The following is a 22,374-nucleotide window of genomic DNA, read 5'->3' on the forward strand; positions in this document are numbered from 1 at the left end:
TTCAGTTGCCGCTTATTCGTACTCGTAGGCAGGAAGTAACCGTCTTTATTTTGGCCACGCTTGGCGTAAATTGAGTCCCCATGAATAGCCTATTGACGCGTCTTGCTGGTCTGGACTGGCAAGAGAATTTCACCCCTCGCACACTTGATCGTGGTTTTGACTATGTGGCCGAAGACCGCGTCCAAGTCTTGGAGGTCGGGACACAGCGACTGCTCGCAAGGTGCAGAGGTTCTGGCGGTAGTATCTATTCGTTGGTGATCTCTCTGGTCGCCAAGGACGACCCGCATTGGGCTGATATCGATTGCGTGTGTTCTTGCCCGGTCGGGGTGGACTGCAAACACGCCGCCGCCGTTTTATTCAGAGTCCTTGCACTGGCGGACGAGCTGGATGAGCCCAAGGCACCTAGTGATCGCCTCAGCCCGCAGATCGAGCAATGGCTTAACAACATGCCCGCCGCGACGCCAGAGATTGAGTCGTTACCCAAAAGCAGCAACACCTGTTTGCTGTACCAGCTCAGTCCCGACGCCTACTCAAGCCGTTGGTCGCTGGCGGTCTTCCGGGCACGCACCCTGAAAAAGGGCGGCTATAGCGAAATCAAGGCGCTGTACTCGCTCGATGAAACCCTGGCGCGTGCGCCCGGTTATATGCTCGATGTGGACAAGCGCATCTGTCGGCTTCTTATGCTTGGGCGAGCGTACGGTCGCTACGGCAGCAGTTTTGCGCTGGAGGGCGAGGACGGCGCCGAAATTCTAAAACTGGCGCTCAAAACCGAGCGGTTATTCGTGGACTTTGATGCCCAATTGGCGCTCAACCCAGGTCCCACGCGTGTCGCCCGCTTCAATTGGGCCGTGCAGCCAGACGGTAGCTATCGACCGCAATGGCTAAGCGACGATCTACTGTTGCACGAGGTCTTACCACTCAAGCCGCTTCATTATTTGAACTTGGATAACATGGAGCTGGGGCCGCTTGAGTATGAGATGGATGATCGCCTGGCTATTCACCTGTCCAGCTTGCCCGAGATTCCGGAAAACCAGGTCGCGTTATTCAGTCATCGCATCAGTGCCGTGGGCGCCGCGATCCCGCCGCCGCGTGCGTTGACCGAGCGAGTGGTCGATACGCTCGAGCCCCAGGCGTGCCTGTCATTGGGCAGCGACGAAACCTATGCTTATAGCGCAGAGTTTCGCAGGCCAATGCCGACGTTTGAACACCGTGCCGCGTTGGCTTATCGCTATGGCGATAGCCTGGCCAGCGACAAGGGCGGCGCTGAGATACGGTTGCTGAGCGGTACCGAAACCCAGCGTATCCAGCGTAAACCTGCGGCCGAAAAAGCCTTGCGCAAAGTCTTGACCAAACTCGGTTTTGCCAAGGTCACTCGCAAAACACACGCGTTGGCGCAAAACGCCGGCGAGATGTTTGATCTGGCTACCGATAACGACTGGTTGAACTTCATTGAGGATCATCTGCCAGCCCTTCAAAAGGCTGGGTGGGATATCAGCATCCAGCCTGGTTTTTACTACCATGTGGAAGATGTGGACCATTGGTACGCCGATATCGAAGAATCTCCCGGCCACGAGTGGTTTGATCTTGAGCTGGGGATCGAGGTCAATGGCCAGCGCTACAGCCTGCTACCCATTGTGCTGGAATTAATGGCTCGTCAGCCCAAACTGCTCGACGCCGATTACATGATTGAACGCGCTGACGAGGAGCGCGTGCTCGTAAGCCTGGGGACTCGCGAGCGTACTAAGGTCGCTCTGCCTTATGGTCGGATCAAACCCCTGATGGCGACGTTAGGTGCCCTGTATCTACGCGACCCCGGCAGCGACAAGCTGCGATTGAGTGCCCCTGATGCAGCCCGTCTCAGTGATTTGGACGGTATTCCTCTGATCTGGCAGGGTGGTGAGCGCGTGCGGCATTTCGCCAAGCGCCTCAAGGAATCGACCCATGTGCAAGTCTCGGCTCCCCAGGGCTTGAATGCCGAACTGCGTGGCTACCAGCTCGAAGGCCTGAATTGGATGCAAACCCTGCGAGAGCTGGGCGTCGGCGGGATTCTTGGCGATGACATGGGGCTGGGCAAAACCTTGCAAGCCTTGGCGCATCTACTCTGTGAAAAGCAGGCCGGCCGATTGCAAACCCCTGCGCTGGTGGTGATGCCCACCAGCCTGATCCCTAACTGGTTGGATGAAGCCGCGCGTTTTACCCCACAGCTCAAGGTGCTGGCCCTGCATGGCGCGCAACGCCAGAACGATTTCACGCGTTTGGGCGATTACGATCTGGTGCTCACCACGTATGCGTTGTTGCCACGCGATCTTGACGTCTTGCAGCCTAAACGCTGGAGCATGCTGATCCTCGACGAAGCGCAAAACATCAAGAACCCCAACAGCAAGGCCGCCCAGGCTGCCCGGCAATTAGAGGCCGATCAACGTCTGTGTCTTTCAGGCACGCCGCTGGAAAACCACTTGGGCGAACTGTGGTCGCTGTTTCATTTTCTGCTGCCGGGATGGCTGGGCGACAGTAAAACCTTCAACCGGGATTACCGCACGCCCATCGAAAAACACGCGAATGCACATCGTATGCAGCACCTCACAGCGCGTATCAAACCTTTTCTGTTACGTCGCAAGAAGGAGCAGGTCGCCACTGAGTTGCCGCCCAAGACTGAAATTATTCATTGGGTGGAGTTGAATGATGCGCAACGGGATGTGTACGAAACCGTACGTGTGGCCATGGATAAAAAGGTGCGCGATGAAATCAGCCGCCACGGTGTGGCCCGCAGCCAGATCATCATCCTTGAAGCGTTGCTCAAACTGCGCCAGGTGTGTTGCGATTTACGCCTGGTAAAGTCTGCCCCGGTTTCTAAAGCGGCCAAGGCCGGCACCGGCAAGCTGGGTAGCTTGATGGAGATGGTGGAGGAGTTGCTCAGTGAAGGGCGACGGATTTTGCTGTTCTCGCAATTCACTTCGATGCTGGCGCTGATTGAAGAAGAGTTGAAGCAGCGTGAGATTGGGTATTCGATACTGACCGGTGACACCCTTGACCGACGCACTCCGGTGAAGGACTTCCAGGACGGCAAGACGCCGTTGTTCCTGATCAGCCTGAAAGCCGGTGGCACGGGCTTGAACCTGACGGCGGCCGACACGGTGATTCATTACGACCCATGGTGGAACCCAGCGGTGGAGAACCAGGCGACCGACCGGGCTTATCGCATTGGGCAGGACAAGCCGGTGTTTGTGTACAAGATGATTGCGCGCGGCACCGTGGAGGAGAAAATCCAGGCGTTGCAGTTGGAAAAAGCAGCGTTGGCCGATGGGGTTCTTGAAGGCGGCGCCAGTGCCGGGTGGAAGCTGGAGCAGCGGGATATCGAGGCGCTGTTTGCGCCGTTGCCAGGCTGAAAACCGTGGCGCGCCCTTCGCGAGCAAGCCCGCTCCCACATTCGATCGCATTCCAAGCGATGTACGCGATTAAATGTGGGAGCGGGCTTGCCCGCGATAGCGATCTGAAGGTCAACGCTTCTCTTGTTTGTTAGGCAACGGCGCAAACAACGCCTCAATATCGTCATTGCCCAACTGCCAATCCCCTGTCGTACGCCCATCCAGCACACCGGCTGCCAAGTCTGACTTTTCCTTCTGCAGGTGTTGGATTTTCTCCTCCACCGTACCCCGTGCAATCATCTTGTAGACGAACACTGGCTTCTCTTGACCAATACGATAAGCCCGGTCGGTCGCCTGGTTCTCCGTGGCCGGGTTCCACCACGGGTCATAGTGGATCACCGTGTCGGCCTCAGTCAGGTTCAACCCCACACCGCCCGCCTTCAAACTGATCAGAAAAATCTGCAGCTTGCCGCTCTGGAAGTCTTTCACCGGGGTACGTCGGTCGCGGGTCTGGCCGGTCAGCAGCGCGTAGTCCACGCCACGTTTTTTCAGTTCGACTTCGATCAGGCTCAGCATCGAGGTGAACTGGGAAAACAGCAAAATCCGGCGCCCTTCGGCAAACAGTTCTTCGAGCATTTCCATCAGGCTGTCGAGCTTGCCCGAGCTGCTGCCACGGGCGGGCAGGGTGGCATCGTTGACCAGGCGCAGGTCGCAGCACACTTGGCGCAGCTTGAGCAGCGCTTCAAGAATGATGATCTGGCTGCGCGCCACGCCCTTGCGGGTGATCTCGTCGCGCACCTTCTTGTCCATGGCCAGGCGCATGGTTTCGTACACATCGCGCTGGGCTTCGTTGAGGTCGACCCAATGGATGATCTCAGTCTTGGGCGGCAATTCCGTCGCCACTTGTTCCTTGGTGCGGCGCAGCAGAAAGGGTTTGATCCGACCGTTAAGGTGCTGCAATCGCACATCGCTGGCGCGTTTTTCGATGGGCACGCGGTAATCGCGGTTAAAGCTTTTCACGTCGCCCAGCCAGCCTGGCAGCAGGAAGTGGAACAGCGACCACAACTCGCCCAGGTGGTTTTCCAGCGGTGTGCCGCTCAGGCACAGGCGCTGGCGCGCGTTCAGCTCGCGCGCGGCCTGGGCGGCCTTGCTGTTGGGGTTCTTGATGTACTGCGCTTCATCGAGGATCAGCACGTGCAAGGGCAGGGCGGCGAGCTGCTCGATGTCTTTGGGCAGCAGCGCGTAGGTGGTCAGCAGCAGGTCATAGTCCTGCAAGTTCTGGAAATGTTTCTTACGCGTCGCGCCGTACAGTGCCAGCACCTTGAGCTGCGGGGTGAAGTGCGCCGCTTCGTCGAGCCAGTTAGGGATCAGGCTGGTGGGCATCACCACCATGCACGGCCGATCGAGGCGCCCGGCGATTTTTTCACTGAGAATATGCGCCAGAGTCTGCAGGGTTTTGCCCAGGCCCATGTCATCCGCGAGAATCCCGCCGACATCAAGCTGGCGCAGCGACTGCATCCAGCTCAAACCTTCGAGCTGATACGGGCGCAGGGTTGCGTTCAAGCCTTCGGGCGCCACGCAGGTGAAACCCTTGATGTCGCGCAGGCGCTGGGCGAAGTTGCGGATCTTCTCGCCGCCTTCCCATTGCAGCGGCAGGTCTTCCAGCGGGTTGAGACGAATCGCATCGGCCTTGGCCAGGCGCAACGTGGTGTTGCCGGGTTCCTGCAGGTAAAACTCGCCAAGGGTGGCCAGTACCGGTTTCAAGCGACCGTAGGGCAGCGCCACTTGCAGCGGGCCGTGGCCGTTGGGCAGGCCGGGGATGTTCACCAGAATCAGCTCGTCATCGCGACGCCGGGCGAGTTTTTCCGGGTTGAGGATCTCGGTGTGCGAACGCATCAGGTTCAACAGGATCGGCAACAGGCTCAGCCGCTCACCGTTGACGATGATCCCCAATTCCAGGTCAAACCAGTCGCGCTCCGGGCCTTCATCGACGGTGGCGTACCAGTCATCGACGGTGCTCAAGTCGAAACCGAAATCCTCATCGATCTGCAGCTCCCAGCCCTCGACGCGCAGGGTCGGCGATGCGTTGAGGGTGAAGTTCAGCCAGGCGCTGTCATTGACCATCTCGAACAGTTCACCGGCGCTTTCCGGCAACGCTTTGCTCTGGCGCGTGGCGATCTTGAAGCCGAGCAGGCGCAGTTGCTCGCGATACGGCTGTTCCAACTCCGGATGGCGCTTGATGCGCAGGCTCTGGGTCTCCTGGCGCACGACGATGTCGGCGTTTTTTTGCCCGCTGACATAGTTGCCCAGGTAATTGAACGACAACGCTGCGCGGTGCTGGATGTAGCGCTGCATTTTGCCATTGCGCGGTTCAAACGCGCTGAACTCGACACTCGCCAGCCACAGGCGCGGCACCGGTCGCACATCCTCCATCACCACCTGCGGCAGCACCACGCGGTTATCCAGCACGGCCTGGAGTTTTTCCAGCAGCTCGGCATCCTGGGCGGCCGCCGGGTAGGCCAGGGTTTCCTGGACCTTGAGCAGCACCGCCGCGATGTGTTTGCAGTTGGTGTGCACCGGGCACGTGCAGCGGCTGTCCACCAGAATCAGCATGCCTTTGGCGGATTCGCGCAGCGAGATGGTTTGCCGGTAAACGTTACCGCCCGAGCCTTCGCAACTGGCAATGATGGTGCTGTCGCCAGACTCGACGATGCGCACGCGGTTTTCCAGGGCGTAGCGGCGCCCGCGCTCAAGGCTTTGCTCTTTAAAGCGATTGGCCCACGAAGGGGCCAGGGGTTTGGTCAACGACGACGTCAGGGGCATGGCGCTGGATCAGTCCTGAATGTCGGGCGGTGGTGCGCTGGGTGGTTTGGCGGTCAGCGAGGTGATCTTGATCAGCAGCGCCAAGTGGCCGCCGTCGAGGTAGTTGAGCTGGTTGTTTTTGGTGCGCACGTCTTGCTGGCTCAGGTGTTCGCTGGCAATGACGCTGCCGTTGGCGTCGAACTGGTTGATCCAGAAGTTTGCGTCGATATCGGTAAAGCGCCCCAGTTGCAGGTTCAGCGTGCCTTCGATGGGGAACTGGCCGAATTGCTCCTGGCCGTCGGTAATGGCCAGCTTCACCGGTTGTTCGCCCAGGTTTTGGTCCCAGGCGCGGTGCAGCAGCACGGTATAGCTGTTGTCGGCACTGAGTTTGTCGACGATGTTGCCCAGCCGTGGCGGGCTCATTTTGTCCGCCGGCAGCCGTGGTGCCCCGGCGTCCCAGTTTTCCGGCGCGGCGCGGCTAGTGATCACCGGCTCGGCGTTCTGGCGCACCAGGACCATTTCCACCAGGTACGGGCTGTCGGCAAACGCCGAAGGAGCAACGACCACCAACAACAAGCTCAAAATGCGGAACAGGCGCATTGGGGCGTCCTTCAAGCAGATTTCGGAATGAGGCGCTCAAACAGCGCCTCTAATGTATTAAAGCGTTCTTCGGCACGTTCCATCGGCACCATGAATTTGAACAGCGTAGCCCCTTCGAACTTGTAGCGGTTGGGCTGGCCCTGAATCAGCTTGATCAGCACCAGTGGGTCCACCGGCGTTTGCGCTTCGAACTCGATACGCCCGCCTTGCGGCCCGGCATCGACTTTCTTTATTCCAAGCTGCTCGGCCTGCAATTTGAGCAGGGTCAGACGCACCAGGTTCTTGGTCGGCTCCGGCAACAGGCCGAAACGGTCGATCATCTCCACTTGCAGGTCCTTGAGGCCCTCTTCGTCGGTGGCCGAGGCAATGCGCTTGTACAGGATCAGCCGCGCATGTACATCCGGCAGGTAGTCTTCGGGAATCAACGCCGGCAAGCGCAGGTTGATTTCCGGGCCGCCACCCAAGGGTTGATCGAGGTTCGGTTGTTCGCCTTTGCGGATGGCTTTTACCGCGCGCTCGAGCATTTCCATATAAAGGGTGAAGCCCACGGCCTGGATCTGCCCGCTCTGGCCGTCGCCGAGCAGTTCGCCGGCGCCACGGATTTCCAGGTCGTTGGTGGCCAGTACAAAACCGGCACCGAGGTCCTGGGTGTTGGCGATGGCTTCCAGGCGCTTTTCAGCGTCGCCGGTAATTTGCTGGCGCGGTGGCGTCAGCAAGTAGGCATAGGCTTGGTGGTGACTACGCCCAACCCGGCCGCGCAATTGGTGCAACTGCGCCAGGCCGAACTTATCCGCACGCTCGATGATGATGGTGTTGGCGCTCGGCACGTCGATGCCGGTCTCGATGATGGTCGAGGCGATCAGCACGTTGAAGCGCTTGTGGTAGAAATCGCTCATCACCTGTTCGAGTTCGCGTTCACGCATCTGCCCATGGCCGATGGCAATGCGCGCTTCCGGCACCAATTCGGCGAGGTCGGCGGCGCATTTCTCGATGGTTTTCACGTCGTTGTGCAGGTAGTACACCTGACCGCCGCGCAGCAGTTCACGCAACAGCGCTTCCTTGACCGTACTTTTGTTCTGCTCCATCACGAACGTGCGCACCGACAAGCGCCGTGCCGGTGGCGTGGCGATGATCGACAGGTCGCGCATGCCCGACACGGCCATGTTCAGCGTGCGCGGAATCGGCGTGGCGGTGAGGGTAAGAATGTCGACTTCGCTGCGCAGGTTTTTCAGCTGTTCTTTCTGGCGCACACCGAAACGGTGTTCTTCGTCGATGATCACCAGCCCCAGGTTTTTGATCTTCACATCGTCCGACAGCAGCTTGTGGGTACCGATCACAATGTCGATTTTACCTTCCGCCAAGTCGGCGACGGCGGCATTCACTTCCTTGGCGGACTTGAAGCGGCTCATCACTTCCACGCTCACCGGCCAGTCGGCGAAGCGGTCGCGGAAGCTGTTGTAATGCTGCTGGGCGAGCAGGGTGGTCGGCACCAGAATCGCTACCTGCTTGCCGCCATGCACGGCAATAAAGGCGGCGCGCATGGCCACTTCGGTTTTGCCGAAGCCCACGTCGCCGCACACCAGGCGGTCCATCGGCTTGGGCGCGAGCATGTCAGCGCGCACCGCTTCAATGGTGGTTTGCTGGTCCGGGGTTTCTTCAAAGGCGAAGCCGGCGCTGAACGTGGCGTAGTCGGCTTTCGGGTCAGCGAAGGCGTAACCCTCGCGGGCTGCGCGGCGTGCATAGATGTCGAGCAATTCGGCGGCGACGTCGCGCACCTGCTCGGCGGCTTTGCGCTTGGCTTTCTGCCAGGTCTCGGAGCCCAGGCGGTGCAACGGCGCCAGGGCGTCGTCGCTGCCGGTGTAGCGTGCGATCAAGTGCAGGCTGGCCACCGGCACGTAGAGCTTGGCGCCCTCAGCGTATTCCATGGTGAGGAATTCGGCGGCCTGGTTGTCGATCTCCAGGGTCTGCAGGCCCAAGTAGCGGCCCACGCCGTGGTCGATATGCACCACCGGCGCGCCTTCGCGCAGCTCGGTCAGGTTCTTGATCACTGCGTCGTTGTTGGCGTCCGCGCGTTTTTCACGGCGACGGCGCTGCATCACGCGTTGGCCGAACAGCGGGCTCTCGGCGATCAACGCCAAGGCCGGGTCATCCAGTAACAAGCCTTCGTCCAGCGGCGCAATGGTGATCGCCAGGCGCTCTTTGCTGGCGACAAAATCCGGCCAGCTGTCGACGGTTTTCGGGCGCAGCTTCAGGCGTTCCAGCAACTCCAGCAGCACTTCGCGGCGGCCGGCGGATTCGGCGGTAAACAGCACGCGGCCAGGGAAGTCGCCGAGGAAGTTGGATAACGCTTCCAGCGGTTGCGTGGCTTTGGCCTGGATCGCCAAGTCCGGCAGTGTGCCTGCCGGGAAGCGTTCGCGGCCGCTGCCGGCGTCCACGTCCTGTTGGCTGGCGACCACGCGCGGCCAGTTTTTCAGGCGGGCGAAGCAGTCTTCCACCGGCAGGAACAGCTCGGCAGGCGGTAACAGAGGCCGCGATGGGTCGACGCGGCGCTCTTCATAGCGGTTGCGCACGTCGTTCCAGAAGTTTTCCGCTGCCTGCTCGATGCCCGGCAGCGAGAACACTTGGGTGTCCTGGGGTAGGTAGTCGAACAGCGTGGAGGTTTCGTCGAAGAACAGCGGCAGGTAGTACTCGATACCGGCCGGTGTAATCCCACTGCTCAAGTCCTGGAAGATCGGGCAGCGGCGGAAGTCCACGTCGAAGCGTTCACGAAAGCGTGCCTTGAAGCGCGTGACCGCGTCTTTTTGCAGCGGGAATTCCCGTGCCGGCAGCAGCTTGATCGAGTCCACTTTATCAATGGAGCGTTGGTTGTCTGGGTCGAAGGTGCGCAGCGTTTCGATTTCGTCATCGAACAGGTCGATGCGGTACGGCAGTTTGCTGCCCATCGGGAACAGGTCGATCAACGCCCCGCGCACGGCGAACTCGCCGTGTTCGTACACCGTGTCGACGCAGCGGTAGCCGCTGGCTTCCAGGCGCGTGCGCATCTGTTCCACGTCGAGCTTCTGGCCGATATCCAGCACCAGGCTGCTGCCCAGCAGGAACTTGGTCGGCGCCAGGCGATGCAGGGCCGTGGTGATCGGCACCACCAGCACGCCGTGGGCCAGTTCCGGCAAGCGGTACAGGCTGGCGATGCGCTGGGAAATGATGTCCTGGTGCGGCGAGAACAGATCGTAGGGCAGGGTTTCCCAGTCGGGAAAATGCAGCACCGGCAAATCGGGGGCGAAGAAGCTCAGCTCCTGCTCCAGCCGCTCGGCGCTTTGGCTGTCGGCGGTGAGCAGCAGGGTAAAGCGCTTGGCTGCGCTGGCAGCCTCGGCAATGGCCAGGCTCAGGGCGGCACCGGGCAGGTTGCCCCAGTGCTGTTTACCTGCCGCGGCAGGGAGAAGCGGTAGACGCAGAACGGGCACGGAAGGTTGAGCTCCAAGCGTTGCGACAAAGTCGGTAATTGTAACGGCCCTAGGTGCCGCCTGTCAGTTGCTGACTGTGCCTATTACGGTTTGTAGGAAATGTAGTGGCTAAGACAAACAATGGCGTGTTTTGACTCAATATGTAGTGCCATTTAGCACGGATATTTCGGAGGGTTACGGACAAGTTGGCGGCGCGACGCCATTGGTGGCCTTCTGGAACCCGCGTGTTTCCTGGCCTGTAGCGGGGTGGTATTTTTTTGCAAGGGCTTTTTGTTGTGGTTGGCGCATTGCTCAACGGGCGGTCGGACGACATAATGTAGCCCCTTTTTTCTGCCCCTACATGTGGAAGGTTCCCGTGACTCAGAAGCCCGACCAGTGTCTTGGTGAATGGATCGACCGTGAAGCGCTCGCTGAAGCGATGATTCCGCTTATCGGTCAGCTGTACCGCAATAACAATGTGGTGAGCTCGATCTATGGCCGCAGCCTGATCAACCAATCAGTCATCGCGATTCTCAAGGCGCATCGCTTTGCTCGCCATCGTTCTGCCGACGACAGCGAACTCTCCGTCCACGAAACATTCCCTCTGCTCAAAGCCATGAGCGAGCTCAAGCTCGGCGCGGCCTCGGTAGACCTGGGCAAGTTGGCTTACAAATTCCGCAAAGAAGGTGCCGGCCGCAGCGCCGAGCAGTTCGTGCGTGAAGAAATGGCCGATGTAGTTGGCCAGCAAAACGCTGCTGCCCGTAAAGGCACCGATGTTGTGCTGTACGGCTTCGGTCGTATCGGCCGCCTGCTGGCACGCATCCTGATCGAAAAAACCGGTGGCGGCGACGGCCTGCGCCTGCGTGCCATCGTGGTGCGTAAAGGCGCCGAGAACGACCTGACCAAGCGTGCCAGCCTGCTGCGCCGCGACTCGGTACACGGTCCGTTCAACGGCACCATCGTCATCGACGAAGAAAACAACACCATCACCGCCAACGGTAACCTGATCCAGGTGATCTACGCGAAGAACCCGGCTGAGGTGGATTACACCCAGTACGGCATCAAGGACGCTCTGTTGGTGGATAACACCGGCGTATGGCGTGATGCCGAGGGCCTGGGCCAGCATTTGGCCTGCCCGGGTATCGACCGCGTTGTGCTGACTGCGCCTGGCAAAGGCAAGCTGAAGAACATCGTTCACGGTATCAACCACGGCGAAATCACCGCTGATGACAAGATCGTGTCCGCCGCTTCCTGCACCACCAACGCCATCGTGCCGGTGCTCAAGGCTGTGAATGACAAGTTCGGTATCGTTAACGGCCACGTTGAAACCGTTCACTCGTATACCAACGACCAGAACCTGATCGACAACTTCCACAAAGGCGATCGCCGTGGCCGTAGCGCCGCGTTGAACATGGTGATCACCGAGACCGGTGCTGCCACCGCTGCTGCCAAGGCCCTGCCTGAGCTGGCCGGCAAGCTGACCGGTAACGCGATCCGCGTGCCGACGCCGAACGTGTCGATGGCCATTCTCAACCTGAACCTTGAGAAAGCCGCCACCCGTGAAGAAATGAACGAGTACCTGCGCTACATGGCGCTGCACTCCGATCTGCATAAGCAAATCGACTTCGTTAACTCGCAGGAGGTGGTCTCCACCGACTTCGTTGGCTCGCGCCACGCTGGCGTAGTGGATGCTGAGGCAACCATCACCCAGGACAACCGCGTTGTGCTGTACGTCTGGTACGACAACGAGTTTGGCTACAGCTGCCAGGTGGTTCGCGTGATGGAAGACATGGCTGGGGTTAACCCGCCTGCGTTTCCGCGCTAAGCATTTGCGGTAAATGAAAAAGCCCCGACTGGTTCGGGGCTTTTTTATGGGTGTGGGTTTTGTGGTGTTTGGGTTGGCCTCTTCGCGGCATAGGTATCTACACATCTTTTTATGGGTTGAATTCTTTTGTGGTCGCGGGGGGCTGGGTACATATCCGTTATTTGGGTAACGGCTGCTATGGGTTCCGCTCTTACAGCGGGTCACTTTTGGAAAAGAGCCCCAAAAGTAACCAAAGGGCTCTTGCCCCACCACTCGGCACCTCGCCTAGGCTCGGTGTGCCCTCACGCAGGCTTTGGGCGGGGCCGCCGCCATGGGCCATCCTTGGCCCATCGCGGCTAAACCGGCGTCCTGCCGGTTTACCCCCGCTCCAAAGCCTGCGTTCGGCCAGCGTGGTTTAACGGGGCGCCTAAGATCAAGATCAAAAGCAAGAGCACGGCGGCCTAGTAGCCGACCTGAGTGGTTAAATCAAAAGCAAAATCGAGGCGGCCTGCTAGCCGACCTGATCTTTGTGGCTGAACTCAATCTAATGTGGGAGCTGGCTTGCCTGCGATGCAGACACCTCGGTCTATCAAGTACACCGAGTTGATGCCATCGCAGGCAAGCCAGCTCCCACAGAAAAGCAGAGCATTGCAGTGCTGGCAGCTAAACTCGGTCAAAATTGTGGGAGCGGGCTTGCTCGCGAAGGCGGTGGGTCAGCCAGCTCATGTGTAACTGACCCACCGCCTTCGCGAGCAAGCCCGCTCCGACAGTTGGATCTCGGTACATCAGACAGAGAGTGTGCTGCTGTGCTTTTGCCCTGCTTTTGCTTCTACCACTCAGGTCGGCTACTAGGCCGCCGTGCTCTTGCTTTTGATCTTGATCTTGATCTGAGGCGCCCCGTTAACCACGATGGCCGAACGCAGGCTTGAATCCGTGGGTAACCCGGCAGGACGCCGGGTTAGCCGCGATGGGCCAAGGATGGCCCATGGCGGCGGCCCACGGATTCAAGCCTTCGTTCTGGCATGCCGAGCCTAGGCGAGGCACCGAGTGGTGGGGCAAGAGCCCTTTTGGTTACTTTTGGGGCTCTTTTCCAAAAGTGACCCGCCGTAAGGGCGGAACCAATAGCCGCCGTTACCGCAGCAACGGATATGTACTCATATCTACCTAAAAACCCCGTCAAAAACTTAGCGCAACACAAAAAGTTGCGTAGATACCTATGCTCGCGAAAGCGCTCTATCAAGCGCCACCGACTACTGAAGCCTGCGCAGTCCTCAGTTCATGCCGATTGCCCTTGAACAGGACCAGTGTGGCAATCAAACCCAAAATCGCTGCCCCACTGAGCCAAATCCCCGGCGCTGCCTTGTTATCCAGCACATGAATCAAATAGGTACAGGCCGCCGGTGTAAACCCACCAAACGTCGCCGTCGCCAGGCTGTAGGCCAGGGAGAACCCGGTAGTGCGCACCTCCACCGGCATGATCTCCGTCAACGCCACCACCATCGCCCCGTTATACGAGCCATACAGGAACGACAGCCACAACAGCACAATCAGCAAATGGCTGAAGCTTGGGTTGACCACCAGCCACGACAGCGCCGGATACGCCGTAAGAATCGCCAGAATCGTCGCCCCAAGCAGCAAGGGTTTGCGCCCGATCTTGTCGGACACCGCGCCCATCACCGGCAGCCAGATGAAGTTGGAGATGCCCACGCACACCGTCACCAGCAACGCATCGAAGTCGGACAGGTGCAGCTCGGCCTTGCCGAAGGTCGGGGTGTAGGCGGTGATCAGGTAGAACGACACGGTGGTCATCACCACCAGCGCCATGCCGGCGATGACGATGCCAAAGTTCTGGCCGATCGAGCGCATGATTTCCTGCAGGGTAGGGCGGTGTTTACGCGCCTGGAACTCGGGCGTTTCTTCCAGCGAGCGGCGAATCACGAAGATCACCGGCACGATCAAGCAGCCGATCAAGAACGGCACGCGCCAGCCCCAGTCACCCATGTCTTCGGGGCTGAGCCAGTGGTTCAAACCTACGCCGAGTAAACCGGCGAACACCACGGCGGCCTGTTGGCTGGCGGATTGCCAACTGACGAAAAAACCTTTGCGCCCCGGCGTGGCGATTTCCGCCAGGTATACCGACACACCGCCCAGTTCGACGCCGGCGGAGAAGCCTTGAAGCAGGCGGCCGAACAGCACGATCAGCGGCGCAGCCACGCCCAACGTGGCATAGCCGGGCACGCAGGCGATGAGGATAGTGCCGGCGGCCATCATGGCCAGGGTGATGACCAGGCCTTTCTTACGGCCGTGGCGGTCGATGTAGGCGCCGAGGAAGATCGCGCCCAAGGGCCGCATCAGAAAACCGGCGCCGAAGGTCGCCAGGGACAGCATCAGCGAGGCAAACGCGCTGTCGCTGGGGAAGAAGGTTTTGGCAATGGCCGTGGCGTAGAAGCCGTAGACCATGAAGTCGAACATCTCAAGGAAGTTACCGCTGACAACGCGAAAAATCGCCTTGCCTTTGCCCGTTGTAGTGGACATGTCATGCACTCATCTTGGCTGTCTTATTGGTGATCCTTGGTCATCACTCGTCCTTGCTGCAGTTTTGTAACCATATGTGTATTGGCCACTACCCGCAACAGAAACCGATAGCAAGCTGACTAAATGCCGCAAGAGCTGATGGCAATGAAAGCCTATGTGGGAGAGGGCTTGCTCGCGAAAGCGGTGTATCAGTAACTCATAAGCCGACTGACACACCGCCTTCGCGAGCAAGCCCGCTCTCACAGGGGATTTGCGTTTAACTCAGTAGGCTTTTGCGCAGGCTGTCCGACAGGCCTTTCGGCGCCAGCCAGATGCCCAGATAGGCTTTCGCCAATTCATCATCACCACTGCTGAACACCACCTGCTCATTAATCTCCAGGTTCAACCCGCGCCCAGGGCGGAAGTCCAAGGCATAGCGATCGCCGCTGCGGATGTTGCGGAAACTTGCATGCAGTTGATCCAACGCAGGCTTCAAACGGGCGAGGGTAGCGCTGCTTTGCTGGCGCTCCAGGGCGGTGGTGGCCGCCTTGATCACATCGTTACGGTCGATGTCGCGAAAGTAATACAACGCCAGGCGCAGGTCCTTTTGCTGGTCCCAGGCCTGTTTTGCGCTGATGTTGGCCGGGGCGTACAGCGCTGCCGCGTAGACATCCGCCCAGAGATAGACCAGCACGGCCTGGTTTTTCCGGGCCAGGTCCTGAGATTGCGCAGGGAAAGCCGCCTGCCTGAGCCGGTCCGCTTCACTGGCTTGCACGGTCACAGAGAAAATCAGCAATAAACACAAAAGCACATGCCGCATAATGGCTCGTCCTGCAAAGGTTCGTGTCAGCAGTGTAATGCCAGTTTCCTACTGCTGTAGTAAAGGCAAGGCTGGCCTACGACGCGACCAAGGGTTAATGTTCGCGGCGTTGAGCCTTATATAGACTGTGCCCCGGCTCACACACTTGAGCCAAATTGTCCTTCATGCCCGCTGGCCGCGGCATGATTTAGCCAGGCGTCCAACCGTGCGCCTGGCCTGTTCTGAGGAGTACGCATGGCTGTCTACAACTACGACGTGGTGGTACTGGGTTCCGGCCCGGCTGGAGAAGGTGCGGCGATGAACGCCGCCAAAGCTGGGCGCAAGGTGGCGATGGTCGATAGCCGTCGCCAGGTCGGCGGTAACTGCACCCACCTGGGTACCATCCCGTCTAAGGCCTTGCGTCACTCGGTGCGCCAGATCATGCAGTTCAACACCAACCCGATGTTCCGGGCCATTGGTGAGCCGCGCTGGTTCTCGTTCCCGGACGTGTTGAAAAGCGCCGAAAAAGTCATCTCCAAGCAAGTCGCCTCGCGTACCGGCTACTACGCCCGTAACCGCGTCGACCTGTTCTTCGGCACCGGCAGCTTTGCCGATGAGCAAACCGTCGAAGTGGTCTGCGCCAACGGCGTGGTCGAGAAGCTGGTGGCCAAGCACATCATCATCGCCACCGGTTCGCGGCCGTATCGCCCGGCGGACATCGATTTCCACCACCCGCGTATCTACGATAGCGACACCATCCTGAGCCTGGGCCACACCCCGCGCAAACTGATCATCTACGGCGCCGGTGTAATCGGCTGTGAATACGCCTCGATCTTCAGCGGCCTGGGTGTTCTGGTGGAGCTGGTGGATAACCGCGACCAGCTGCTGAGCTTCCTCGACTCGGAAATTTCCCAGGCGTTGAGCTACCACTTCAGCAACAACAACATCACCGTGCGCCATAACGAAGAGTACGAGCGGGTCGAAGGCCTGGACAACGGCGTGATCCTGCACCTCAAGTCCGGCAAGAAGATCAAGGCCGACGCCTTGCTGTGGTGCAACGGCCGTACCGGCAACACCGACAAGCTGGGCATGGAAAACGTCGGGGTCAAGGTCAACAGCCGTGGCCAGATCGAAGTGGACGAGAACTACCGCACCTGCGTGACCAATATCTATGGCGCCGGTGACGTGATCGGCTGGCCAAGCCTAGCGAGTGCCGCGCATGACCAAGGCCGTTCGGCGGCCGGCAGCATTGTCGACAACGGCAGCTGGCGCTATGTGAACGACGTGCCGACCGGGATCTACACCATTCCCGAGATCAGCTCGATCGGCAAGAACGAACACGAACTGACCAAGGCCAAGGTGCCTTATGAAGTCGGCAAGGCGTTCTTCAAGAGCATGGCGCGTGCGCAGATCGCCGGCGAGCCGCAAGGCATGCTCAAGATCCTGTTCCACCGCGAAACCCTGGAAGTCCTCGGCGTGCATTGCTTCGGCTACCAGGCCTCGGAGATCGTGCACATTGGCCAGGCGATCATGAACCAGCCGGGCGAGCAAAATACCCTCAAGTATTTTGTGAACACCACGTTCAACTACCCGACCATGGCAGAAGCCTATCGGGTAGCGGCCTACGATGGCCTCAACCGGCTTTTTTGAGCGGCTCCGGCCGGTGGCCTGAGCCGGCCGGGGAGACCGATTTCAGTAATTCTCGAGGGTGGCAGTGGCCAAACCGGGAAAGTCTGTAATCAGGCTATCTACGCCGAAGTCGGCGAGCCTGCGCATCAGCGCAGGTTCGTTGACCGTCCACACGGACACGTGCAAACCCTGGCGCTGGGCTTTTTCCAGACGCTCGGGGGTGCACAACGTCCAGTTCAACGCCAGGTATTCACAGCCGTAGTTTTGCGCGACCTTCAGCGGGTCGAGCCAGGCGTATTCGGCGACCAGTCCTCGCGACAGGTCCGGGGTGAGTTCAACCGCCGCTTTCAATACTTCCCGCGAACTTGAGGTCACCGTGACCTTGTCCATCAGGCGATGACGCACGGCCATCTCACGAATTGCCAGCACGGTAGTCGCGGCGCGGGTGCGTGAGGCGCTTTTGACTTCCAGTTGCCAGTGATCGAAGTCGCACTTTTCGAACAGTTCTTCCAAGCGTGGGATCGGGCACGGGTTGACCCAGCCAGGGCCGCCTTTGCGCGCGTCCATCTTCACAAGGTCGGCCGCCGAATACTCGACGACTTTGCCGCGCCGGTCGGCGGTGCGTTTGAGGGTCGGGTCGTGGATCACCATCAACTCGCCGTCCATGGACAGGTGCAAGTCCAGTTCGCAGCGGCGTACACCGTGCTTGAGGCACTCCTGAAAGCTGGTCAGGGTGTTTTCCGGTGCTTCGCCTTTGGCACCGCGGTGGCCATAAATCAGGGTCACAGTTGCTCCTTTGCGCCGGATAGCCCGGCGGGGTCATACGAGATTCAGGTGTCTTGGGCGTCGCTCTGTTCCCGCGCCAAGCGTCGTTCCTGGGCTTGTTTCTGCAGAATGTAGCGCGCCAGCAGCTGGCGCTGGGCATCGGTCATGGATTCGAACTCCGTGCCTACGTCAAACCGGTCGCCTTTGGCGTCGCAATGGGTGACGCGGGCACGCAGCAGCAGGCCGAGCGCCTGGGGCATCAATACCAGCTTGACCGCCAGGTGCGCGCCAGGCGCCAAGGGCGTGGGGTGCTGGAAGTCGATGCCGCCTTCGGAAATGATCACCGGCTGCGGCGCGCCCACCTCATCCAGCAGGCCGCGCGCCATGATCTGGCTGAGCAGGTCCATGCGTTTGTTCTGGACTTTGAGGAAGGCGGCCAGGCTGCGATCCTTCTCGTTGATCTGGCGCAGCAGGTGCTGGGCTTCGAATTCGCTGAGGTGCAATTCGCTGAGCAGGTTGAATAGCGGCGAATCATCCAGCAACACTTCCTTGCTCGCCGCTTCCGGGGCAGACAGTGCGCTGATTTGAAGTGCGATCATGTCGTCGATACGGTAGTATTCGCGGCGTTCTTCTTCATCTAATGTCGACATGGCGAACCCAAAGTAGCGGTAATGGTCTGAGTGTAAAGCTGCTTACCTGACCCCGCCACCGGGACGTCTTCTTTTCCTCCGAACAAGCCCCGACATGTTCAGACCTCTCTTCGTATTTATCGGCACGCGTTATACCCGTGCAAAGCGTCGCAATCATTTTGTGTCGTTCATTTCCCTGACCTCGATGATCGGGCTCGCCTTGGGCGTGGTCGTGATGATTGTGGTGCTGTCGGTGATGAACGGCTTCGATCATGAGATGCGCACCCGCGTGCTGGGCATGGTGCCCCACGCGACCATCGAGGGCGATTCGCCCATCAGCGACTGGCCTAGCCTTGCCGACAAGGTCAAGCAGAACCCCAAGGTAGTGGCCGTTGCGCCGTTTACCCAGATGCAGGGGTTGCTGACCAACGACGGCAAGGTGCAGAAAATCCTGCTCAATGGCATCGATCCGGCTCAGGAACGTAACGTGTCGATCATCGACAAGTTCATGTTGCAGGGCAAACTCGACGAGTTGGCGCCCGGAAGCTTCGGCATCGTGATCGGCGACAAGGCCGCGGCCAAGCTCGGCGTGGGCATCGGCGACAAGCTGACCTTCGTCGCCCCGGAAGTCACCGTGACCCCGGCCGGCATGTTCCCACGTATGAAGCGCTTCACCGTGGTCGGCACCTTCCACGTCGGCGCCGGCGAGATCGACGGCTACCTTGGCCTGACCAATCTCACCGATCTGGCGCGCCTGCATCGCTGGAAGCCGGATCAGGTGCAGGGCCTGCGCCTCAAATTCAACGACCTGTTCGAGGCACCGCGCGGCGCCTGGGAAATCGCCCAGCATTTGGGTGAATCCCAGTACTACGCCCGCGACTGGACCCGCACTCACGGCAACCTCTACCAGGCCATCCGCATGGAAAAAGCCATGATCGGCCTGTTGTTGCTGCTGATCGTCGCCGTGGCGGCGTTCAACATCATCTCCACCTTGGTGATGGTGGTGAACGACAAGAAGGGCGACATCGCCATCCTGCGCACCCTTGGCGCCACGCCGGGGCAGATCATGGCGATCTTCATGGTGCAGGGCACCGTGATCGGCGTGGTCGGCACCTTGATCGGCACCGCGGTCGGCATCTTGGCGGCACTGAACGTCAGCGCCGCCATCGCCGCGCTGGAAAAAGTCCTCGGCCATAAGTTTCTTAATGCCGACGTCTACTTCATCGACTACTTACCGTCCCAGGTTCAGGCCCAGGACGTGTTGATGGTGGGCGGCGCTGCGTTGGTCCTGAGTTTTCTTGCCACCCTGTATCCAGCCTGGCGCGCGGCACGTACCCAGCCAGCACAGGCCTTACGTTATGAGTGAATCGGGCATGAGTGAAAAAGCAATCCTGAGCTGCCGCAACCTGGGCAAATCCTACGAGGAAGGTCCGGAATCGGTGGTGGTGTTGTCCAACCTGCAGCTGGAACTGCACCCGGGCGAGCGCGTGGCGATCGTCGGCAGTTCCGGTTCCGGCAAAAGTACCTTGCTCAACCTGTTGGGCGGCCTTGATACGCCGTCCCAGGGCAGCGTGTGGTTGGCCGGCGAAGAACTGTCGGCCCTGGGTGAGAAAGCGCGTGGCCAACTGCGCAACCGTTCGTTGGGCTTTGTGTACCAGTTCCACCACCTGCTGGCGGAATTCACCGCGCTGGAAAACGTGTGCATGCCGCTGCTGATCGGCAAGACCGCGATCCCGCAAGCGCGCCAGCGTGCCACAGCCCTGCTGGAGCGCGTTGGCCTCGGGCATCGCCTGGAGCACAAGCCGGCCGAACTGTCCGGCGGTGAGCGCCAGCGTGTGGCAATCGCCCGCGCCCTGGTGAACAACCCAGGGCTGGTGATGCTCGATGAGCCAACCGGCAACCTCGACGCCCACACCGCCCAGGGCATCAAGGACTTGATGCTGGAACTGAGCACCCAGATGCGCACCGCGTTCCTGGTGGTGACCCATGACATGAGCATGGCCCGCCAGATGGACCGTGTGCTGCACCTGCAGGAAGGTCATTTGGTCGCCATCTGACCCGTTTCAAGCCCGGCGCCTGGCGCTGGGCTTTTTCATTTTTTTAAACGGTGCCCGCGAATGTTCAGACCGTTATCGATTTTCATCGGCACGCGCTATACCCGCGCCAAGCGCCGCAACCGTTTTGTTTCGTTTATCTCGATGACCTCGATGATCGGCCTCGCCCTCGGCGTGCTGGCGATGATCGTGGTGTTGTCGGTGATGAACGGCTTCCAGCGTGAAATGAGCTCACGCATCCTCGGCATGGTGCCCCACGCCACCATCGTCGGCGTGAACCCGATTGATGACTGGCAGCCCGTGGCGGCTGCGGCGATGAAGAACCCTGAAGTCACCGCCGCAGTGCCGTTCACACAGATGGACGGCATGTTTTCCTACAAGGGCGCGATGCAGCCGATCGAAATCAGCGGCGTCGACCCGGCCCAGGAAGGCAAGGTCTCGATCGTGGCCCAGCATATCGTGCGCGGGAAACTGGAAGACCTGAAGGCCGGCGAATTTGGCGTGGTCATCGGCGACATCACCGCTCGGCGCTTCCGCCTGAGCGTGGGCGACAAGCTGACCCTGATCGTCCCGGAAATCAGCACTGCCCCGGGTGGCATCACCCCGCGCATGCAGCGGTTGAACGTGGTCGGTATCTTCAAGGTCGGCGCTGAGCTGGACGGCTCCATGGCCTTGATCAACATGGCTGACGCTGCCGAGATACAGCATTGGCAGCCCAACCAGGTGCAAAGCGTGCGCCTGGCGGTGAAAGACCTGTATGCAGCGCCCAAAGTCTCGGCGGACATCGCCGCCAGCCTTGGCGCAGCCTACAAGCCCGATGACTGGACCCACACCCAGGGCAGCCTGTTCAGCGCGATGAAGATGGAAAAGACCATGATCGGCCTGCTGTTGCTGATGATCGTCGCCGTTGCCGCGTTCAACATCATCGCCACCTTGATCATGGTGGTGAACGACAAGGGCGCAGACATCGCGATCTTGCGCACCATCGGCGCCACGCCACGCCAGATCATGGCGATCTTCATGGTGCAGGGCACGGTGATTGGTATTGTCGGCACCTTGATCGGCGGCGTACTGGGCGTGATTGCGGCGCTGAACGTGAGTGAACTGGTGGGCTGGCTGGAGCGCGTGAGCGGGCAGCATATCTTCAGTTCGGATGTGTACTTCGTCAGCAACCTGCCTTCGGAACTGCAAGGCGGCGATGTGCTGCTGATTTGCACGGCTGGGTTTGTGTTGAGCTTTTTGGCGACTGTTTACCCGGCGTATCGGGCGGCGAAGATTGAGCCGGCGCATGCGCTCAGGTATTCCTGACGTGCTCGTTCCCACGCTCAGCGTGGGAACGATCAACGTTGTAATCTAGCAGTCAGCTGGCTGGTAGCGGCGCCATCTTAGAGTGCTGGCGAAGCTGTTCACACACGTTTGGAGAATTGAGATGGCGTTGCGTACACCTCTGATATTGGCGGGCTGCCTGTTGGCGTTGAGTTTCGCTGCTGTGGCTGACACGGCCCACACCTTCGCCTTTGGCCAGCCGGCGTCTGCCGACAAAGCCACGCGCACCGTGGAAGTGTTGCTGCAGGACATTTCCTTTTCGCCCAAGTCGATCGACGTAAAAGCCGGTGAGACCGTGCGCTTTGTACTGGTCAACAAAGGCCAGTTGCTCCACGAATTCAACCTGGGCGACGCGGCGATGCATGCCGAACACCAGAAGGAAATGTTAAAGATGCAGGCCAGCGGCATGCTCACCGCCACCGGCATGGGCAAGATGGACCACAGCGCCATGCATCAGGATGATATGCGCCATGGCGACATGAGTGGCATGAAGCATGACGATCCCAACAGCGTGTTGGTCGAACCCGGCAAGACTGCCGAGCTGACCTGGACCTTCACCAAAGCCACGGGTCTGGAGTTTGCCTGCAACCTCCCTGGGCATTATCAGGCCGGCATGGTCGGCAAACTGACCGTTGAGTGAGGCGTTT

At 59.8% G+C, this 22,374-nt stretch carries 14 protein-coding genes; 7 read left to right on the plus strand and 7 right to left on the minus strand.

Annotated features, from left to right (window positions below; genetic code table 11):
• Positions 1-80: 80 nt before the first annotated feature.
• On the plus strand, positions 81-3,386 hold the full coding sequence (locus K0P33_RS09490; RefSeq protein WP_242154980.1) for a DEAD/DEAH box helicase: 3,306 nt from the start codon (positions 81-83) through the stop codon (positions 3,384-3,386).
• A 111-nt stretch (positions 3,387-3,497) separates the two neighbouring features.
• Here the strand turns inward: K0P33_RS09490 and K0P33_RS09495 are convergent, their stop codons facing one another.
• From K0P33_RS09495 to mfd, 3 genes are read right to left on the minus strand one after another with little or no spacing between them, the layout of a single operon-like run.
• Positions 3,498-6,188 carry a DEAD/DEAH box helicase gene (locus K0P33_RS09495; RefSeq protein ID WP_242154981.1) on the minus strand — a complete coding sequence of 897 codons (2,691 nt, stop codon included), beginning with the start codon at positions 6,186-6,188 and terminating at the stop codon, positions 3,498-3,500.
• 9 nt (positions 6,189-6,197) lie between these two features.
• A complete protein-coding gene (locus tag K0P33_RS09500; RefSeq protein WP_242154982.1) occupies positions 6,198-6,767 on the minus strand; it encodes a CsiV family protein in 570 nt (189 codons plus the stop codon).
• Positions 6,768-6,778: 11 nt separating this feature from the next.
• The gene (mfd, locus tag K0P33_RS09505; protein WP_094951156.1) at positions 6,779-10,228 is read right to left on the minus strand and encodes a transcription-repair coupling factor; all 3,450 of its coding nucleotides are present in this window, start codon (positions 10,226-10,228) and stop codon (positions 6,779-6,781) included.
• A gap of 340 nt (positions 10,229-10,568) precedes the next feature.
• Between mfd and K0P33_RS09510 the strand changes: the two genes are divergently transcribed.
• Positions 10,569-12,032, plus strand: a complete 1,464-nt coding sequence (locus K0P33_RS09510; protein WP_017137429.1) for a glyceraldehyde-3-phosphate dehydrogenase — start codon at positions 10,569-10,571, stop codon at positions 12,030-12,032.
• Between the two features lie 1,215 nt (positions 12,033-13,247).
• On the opposite strand, the gene K0P33_RS09515 is transcribed toward K0P33_RS09510, so the two are convergent.
• Entirely contained in the window at positions 13,248-14,546 is a 1,299-nt protein-coding gene (locus K0P33_RS09515) for an MFS transporter (RefSeq protein WP_242154983.1), read from the minus strand.
• A 256-nt stretch (positions 14,547-14,802) separates the two neighbouring features.
• Entirely contained in the window at positions 14,803-15,345 is a 543-nt protein-coding gene (locus K0P33_RS09520; RefSeq protein ID WP_242154984.1) for a chalcone isomerase family protein, read from the minus strand.
• Between the two features lie 234 nt (positions 15,346-15,579).
• On the opposite strand from K0P33_RS09520, the gene sthA reads away from it, so the two are divergent.
• On the plus strand, positions 15,580-16,974 hold the full coding sequence (gene sthA, locus K0P33_RS09525; protein ID WP_083359549.1) for a Si-specific NAD(P)(+) transhydrogenase: 1,395 nt from the start codon (positions 15,580-15,582) through the stop codon (positions 16,972-16,974).
• Positions 16,975-17,016: 42 nt separating this feature from the next.
• Here sthA and K0P33_RS09530 read toward each other — a convergent pair whose 3' ends face one another.
• Complete coding sequence (locus K0P33_RS09530; RefSeq protein ID WP_242154985.1) at positions 17,017-17,739, minus strand: glycerophosphodiester phosphodiesterase; 723 nt, start codon at positions 17,737-17,739, stop codon at positions 17,017-17,019.
• A 44-nt stretch (positions 17,740-17,783) separates the two neighbouring features.
• On the minus strand, positions 17,784-18,368 hold the full coding sequence (locus K0P33_RS09535; RefSeq protein ID WP_242154986.1) for a PilZ domain-containing protein: 585 nt from the start codon (positions 18,366-18,368) through the stop codon (positions 17,784-17,786).
• Positions 18,369-18,462: 94 nt separating this feature from the next.
• Between K0P33_RS09535 and K0P33_RS09540 the strand changes: the two genes are divergently transcribed.
• From K0P33_RS09540 to K0P33_RS09555, 4 genes are all read left to right on the plus strand, one after another.
• Positions 18,463-19,713: a lipoprotein-releasing ABC transporter permease subunit gene (locus tag K0P33_RS09540; RefSeq protein WP_094953077.1), complete on the plus strand. Its 1,251-nt coding sequence runs from the start codon at positions 18,463-18,465 to the stop codon at positions 19,711-19,713.
• 7 nt (positions 19,714-19,720) lie between these two features.
• Entirely contained in the window at positions 19,721-20,404 is a 684-nt protein-coding gene (lolD, locus tag K0P33_RS09545; protein ID WP_176462998.1) for a lipoprotein-releasing ABC transporter ATP-binding protein LolD, read from the plus strand.
• 60 nt (positions 20,405-20,464) lie between these two features.
• Positions 20,465-21,709, plus strand: a complete 1,245-nt coding sequence (locus K0P33_RS09550) for a lipoprotein-releasing ABC transporter permease subunit (RefSeq protein ID WP_242154987.1) — start codon at positions 20,465-20,467, stop codon at positions 21,707-21,709.
• A gap of 121 nt (positions 21,710-21,830) precedes the next feature.
• Entirely contained in the window at positions 21,831-22,367 is a 537-nt protein-coding gene (locus K0P33_RS09555) for a cupredoxin family protein (RefSeq protein ID WP_094953080.1), read from the plus strand.
• The last annotated feature ends 7 nt before the right edge of the window (positions 22,368-22,374 follow it).

This window comes from Pseudomonas sp. ArH3a (assembly GCF_022648765.1).
Classification (GTDB): Bacteria; Pseudomonadota; Gammaproteobacteria; order Pseudomonadales; family Pseudomonadaceae; genus Aquipseudomonas.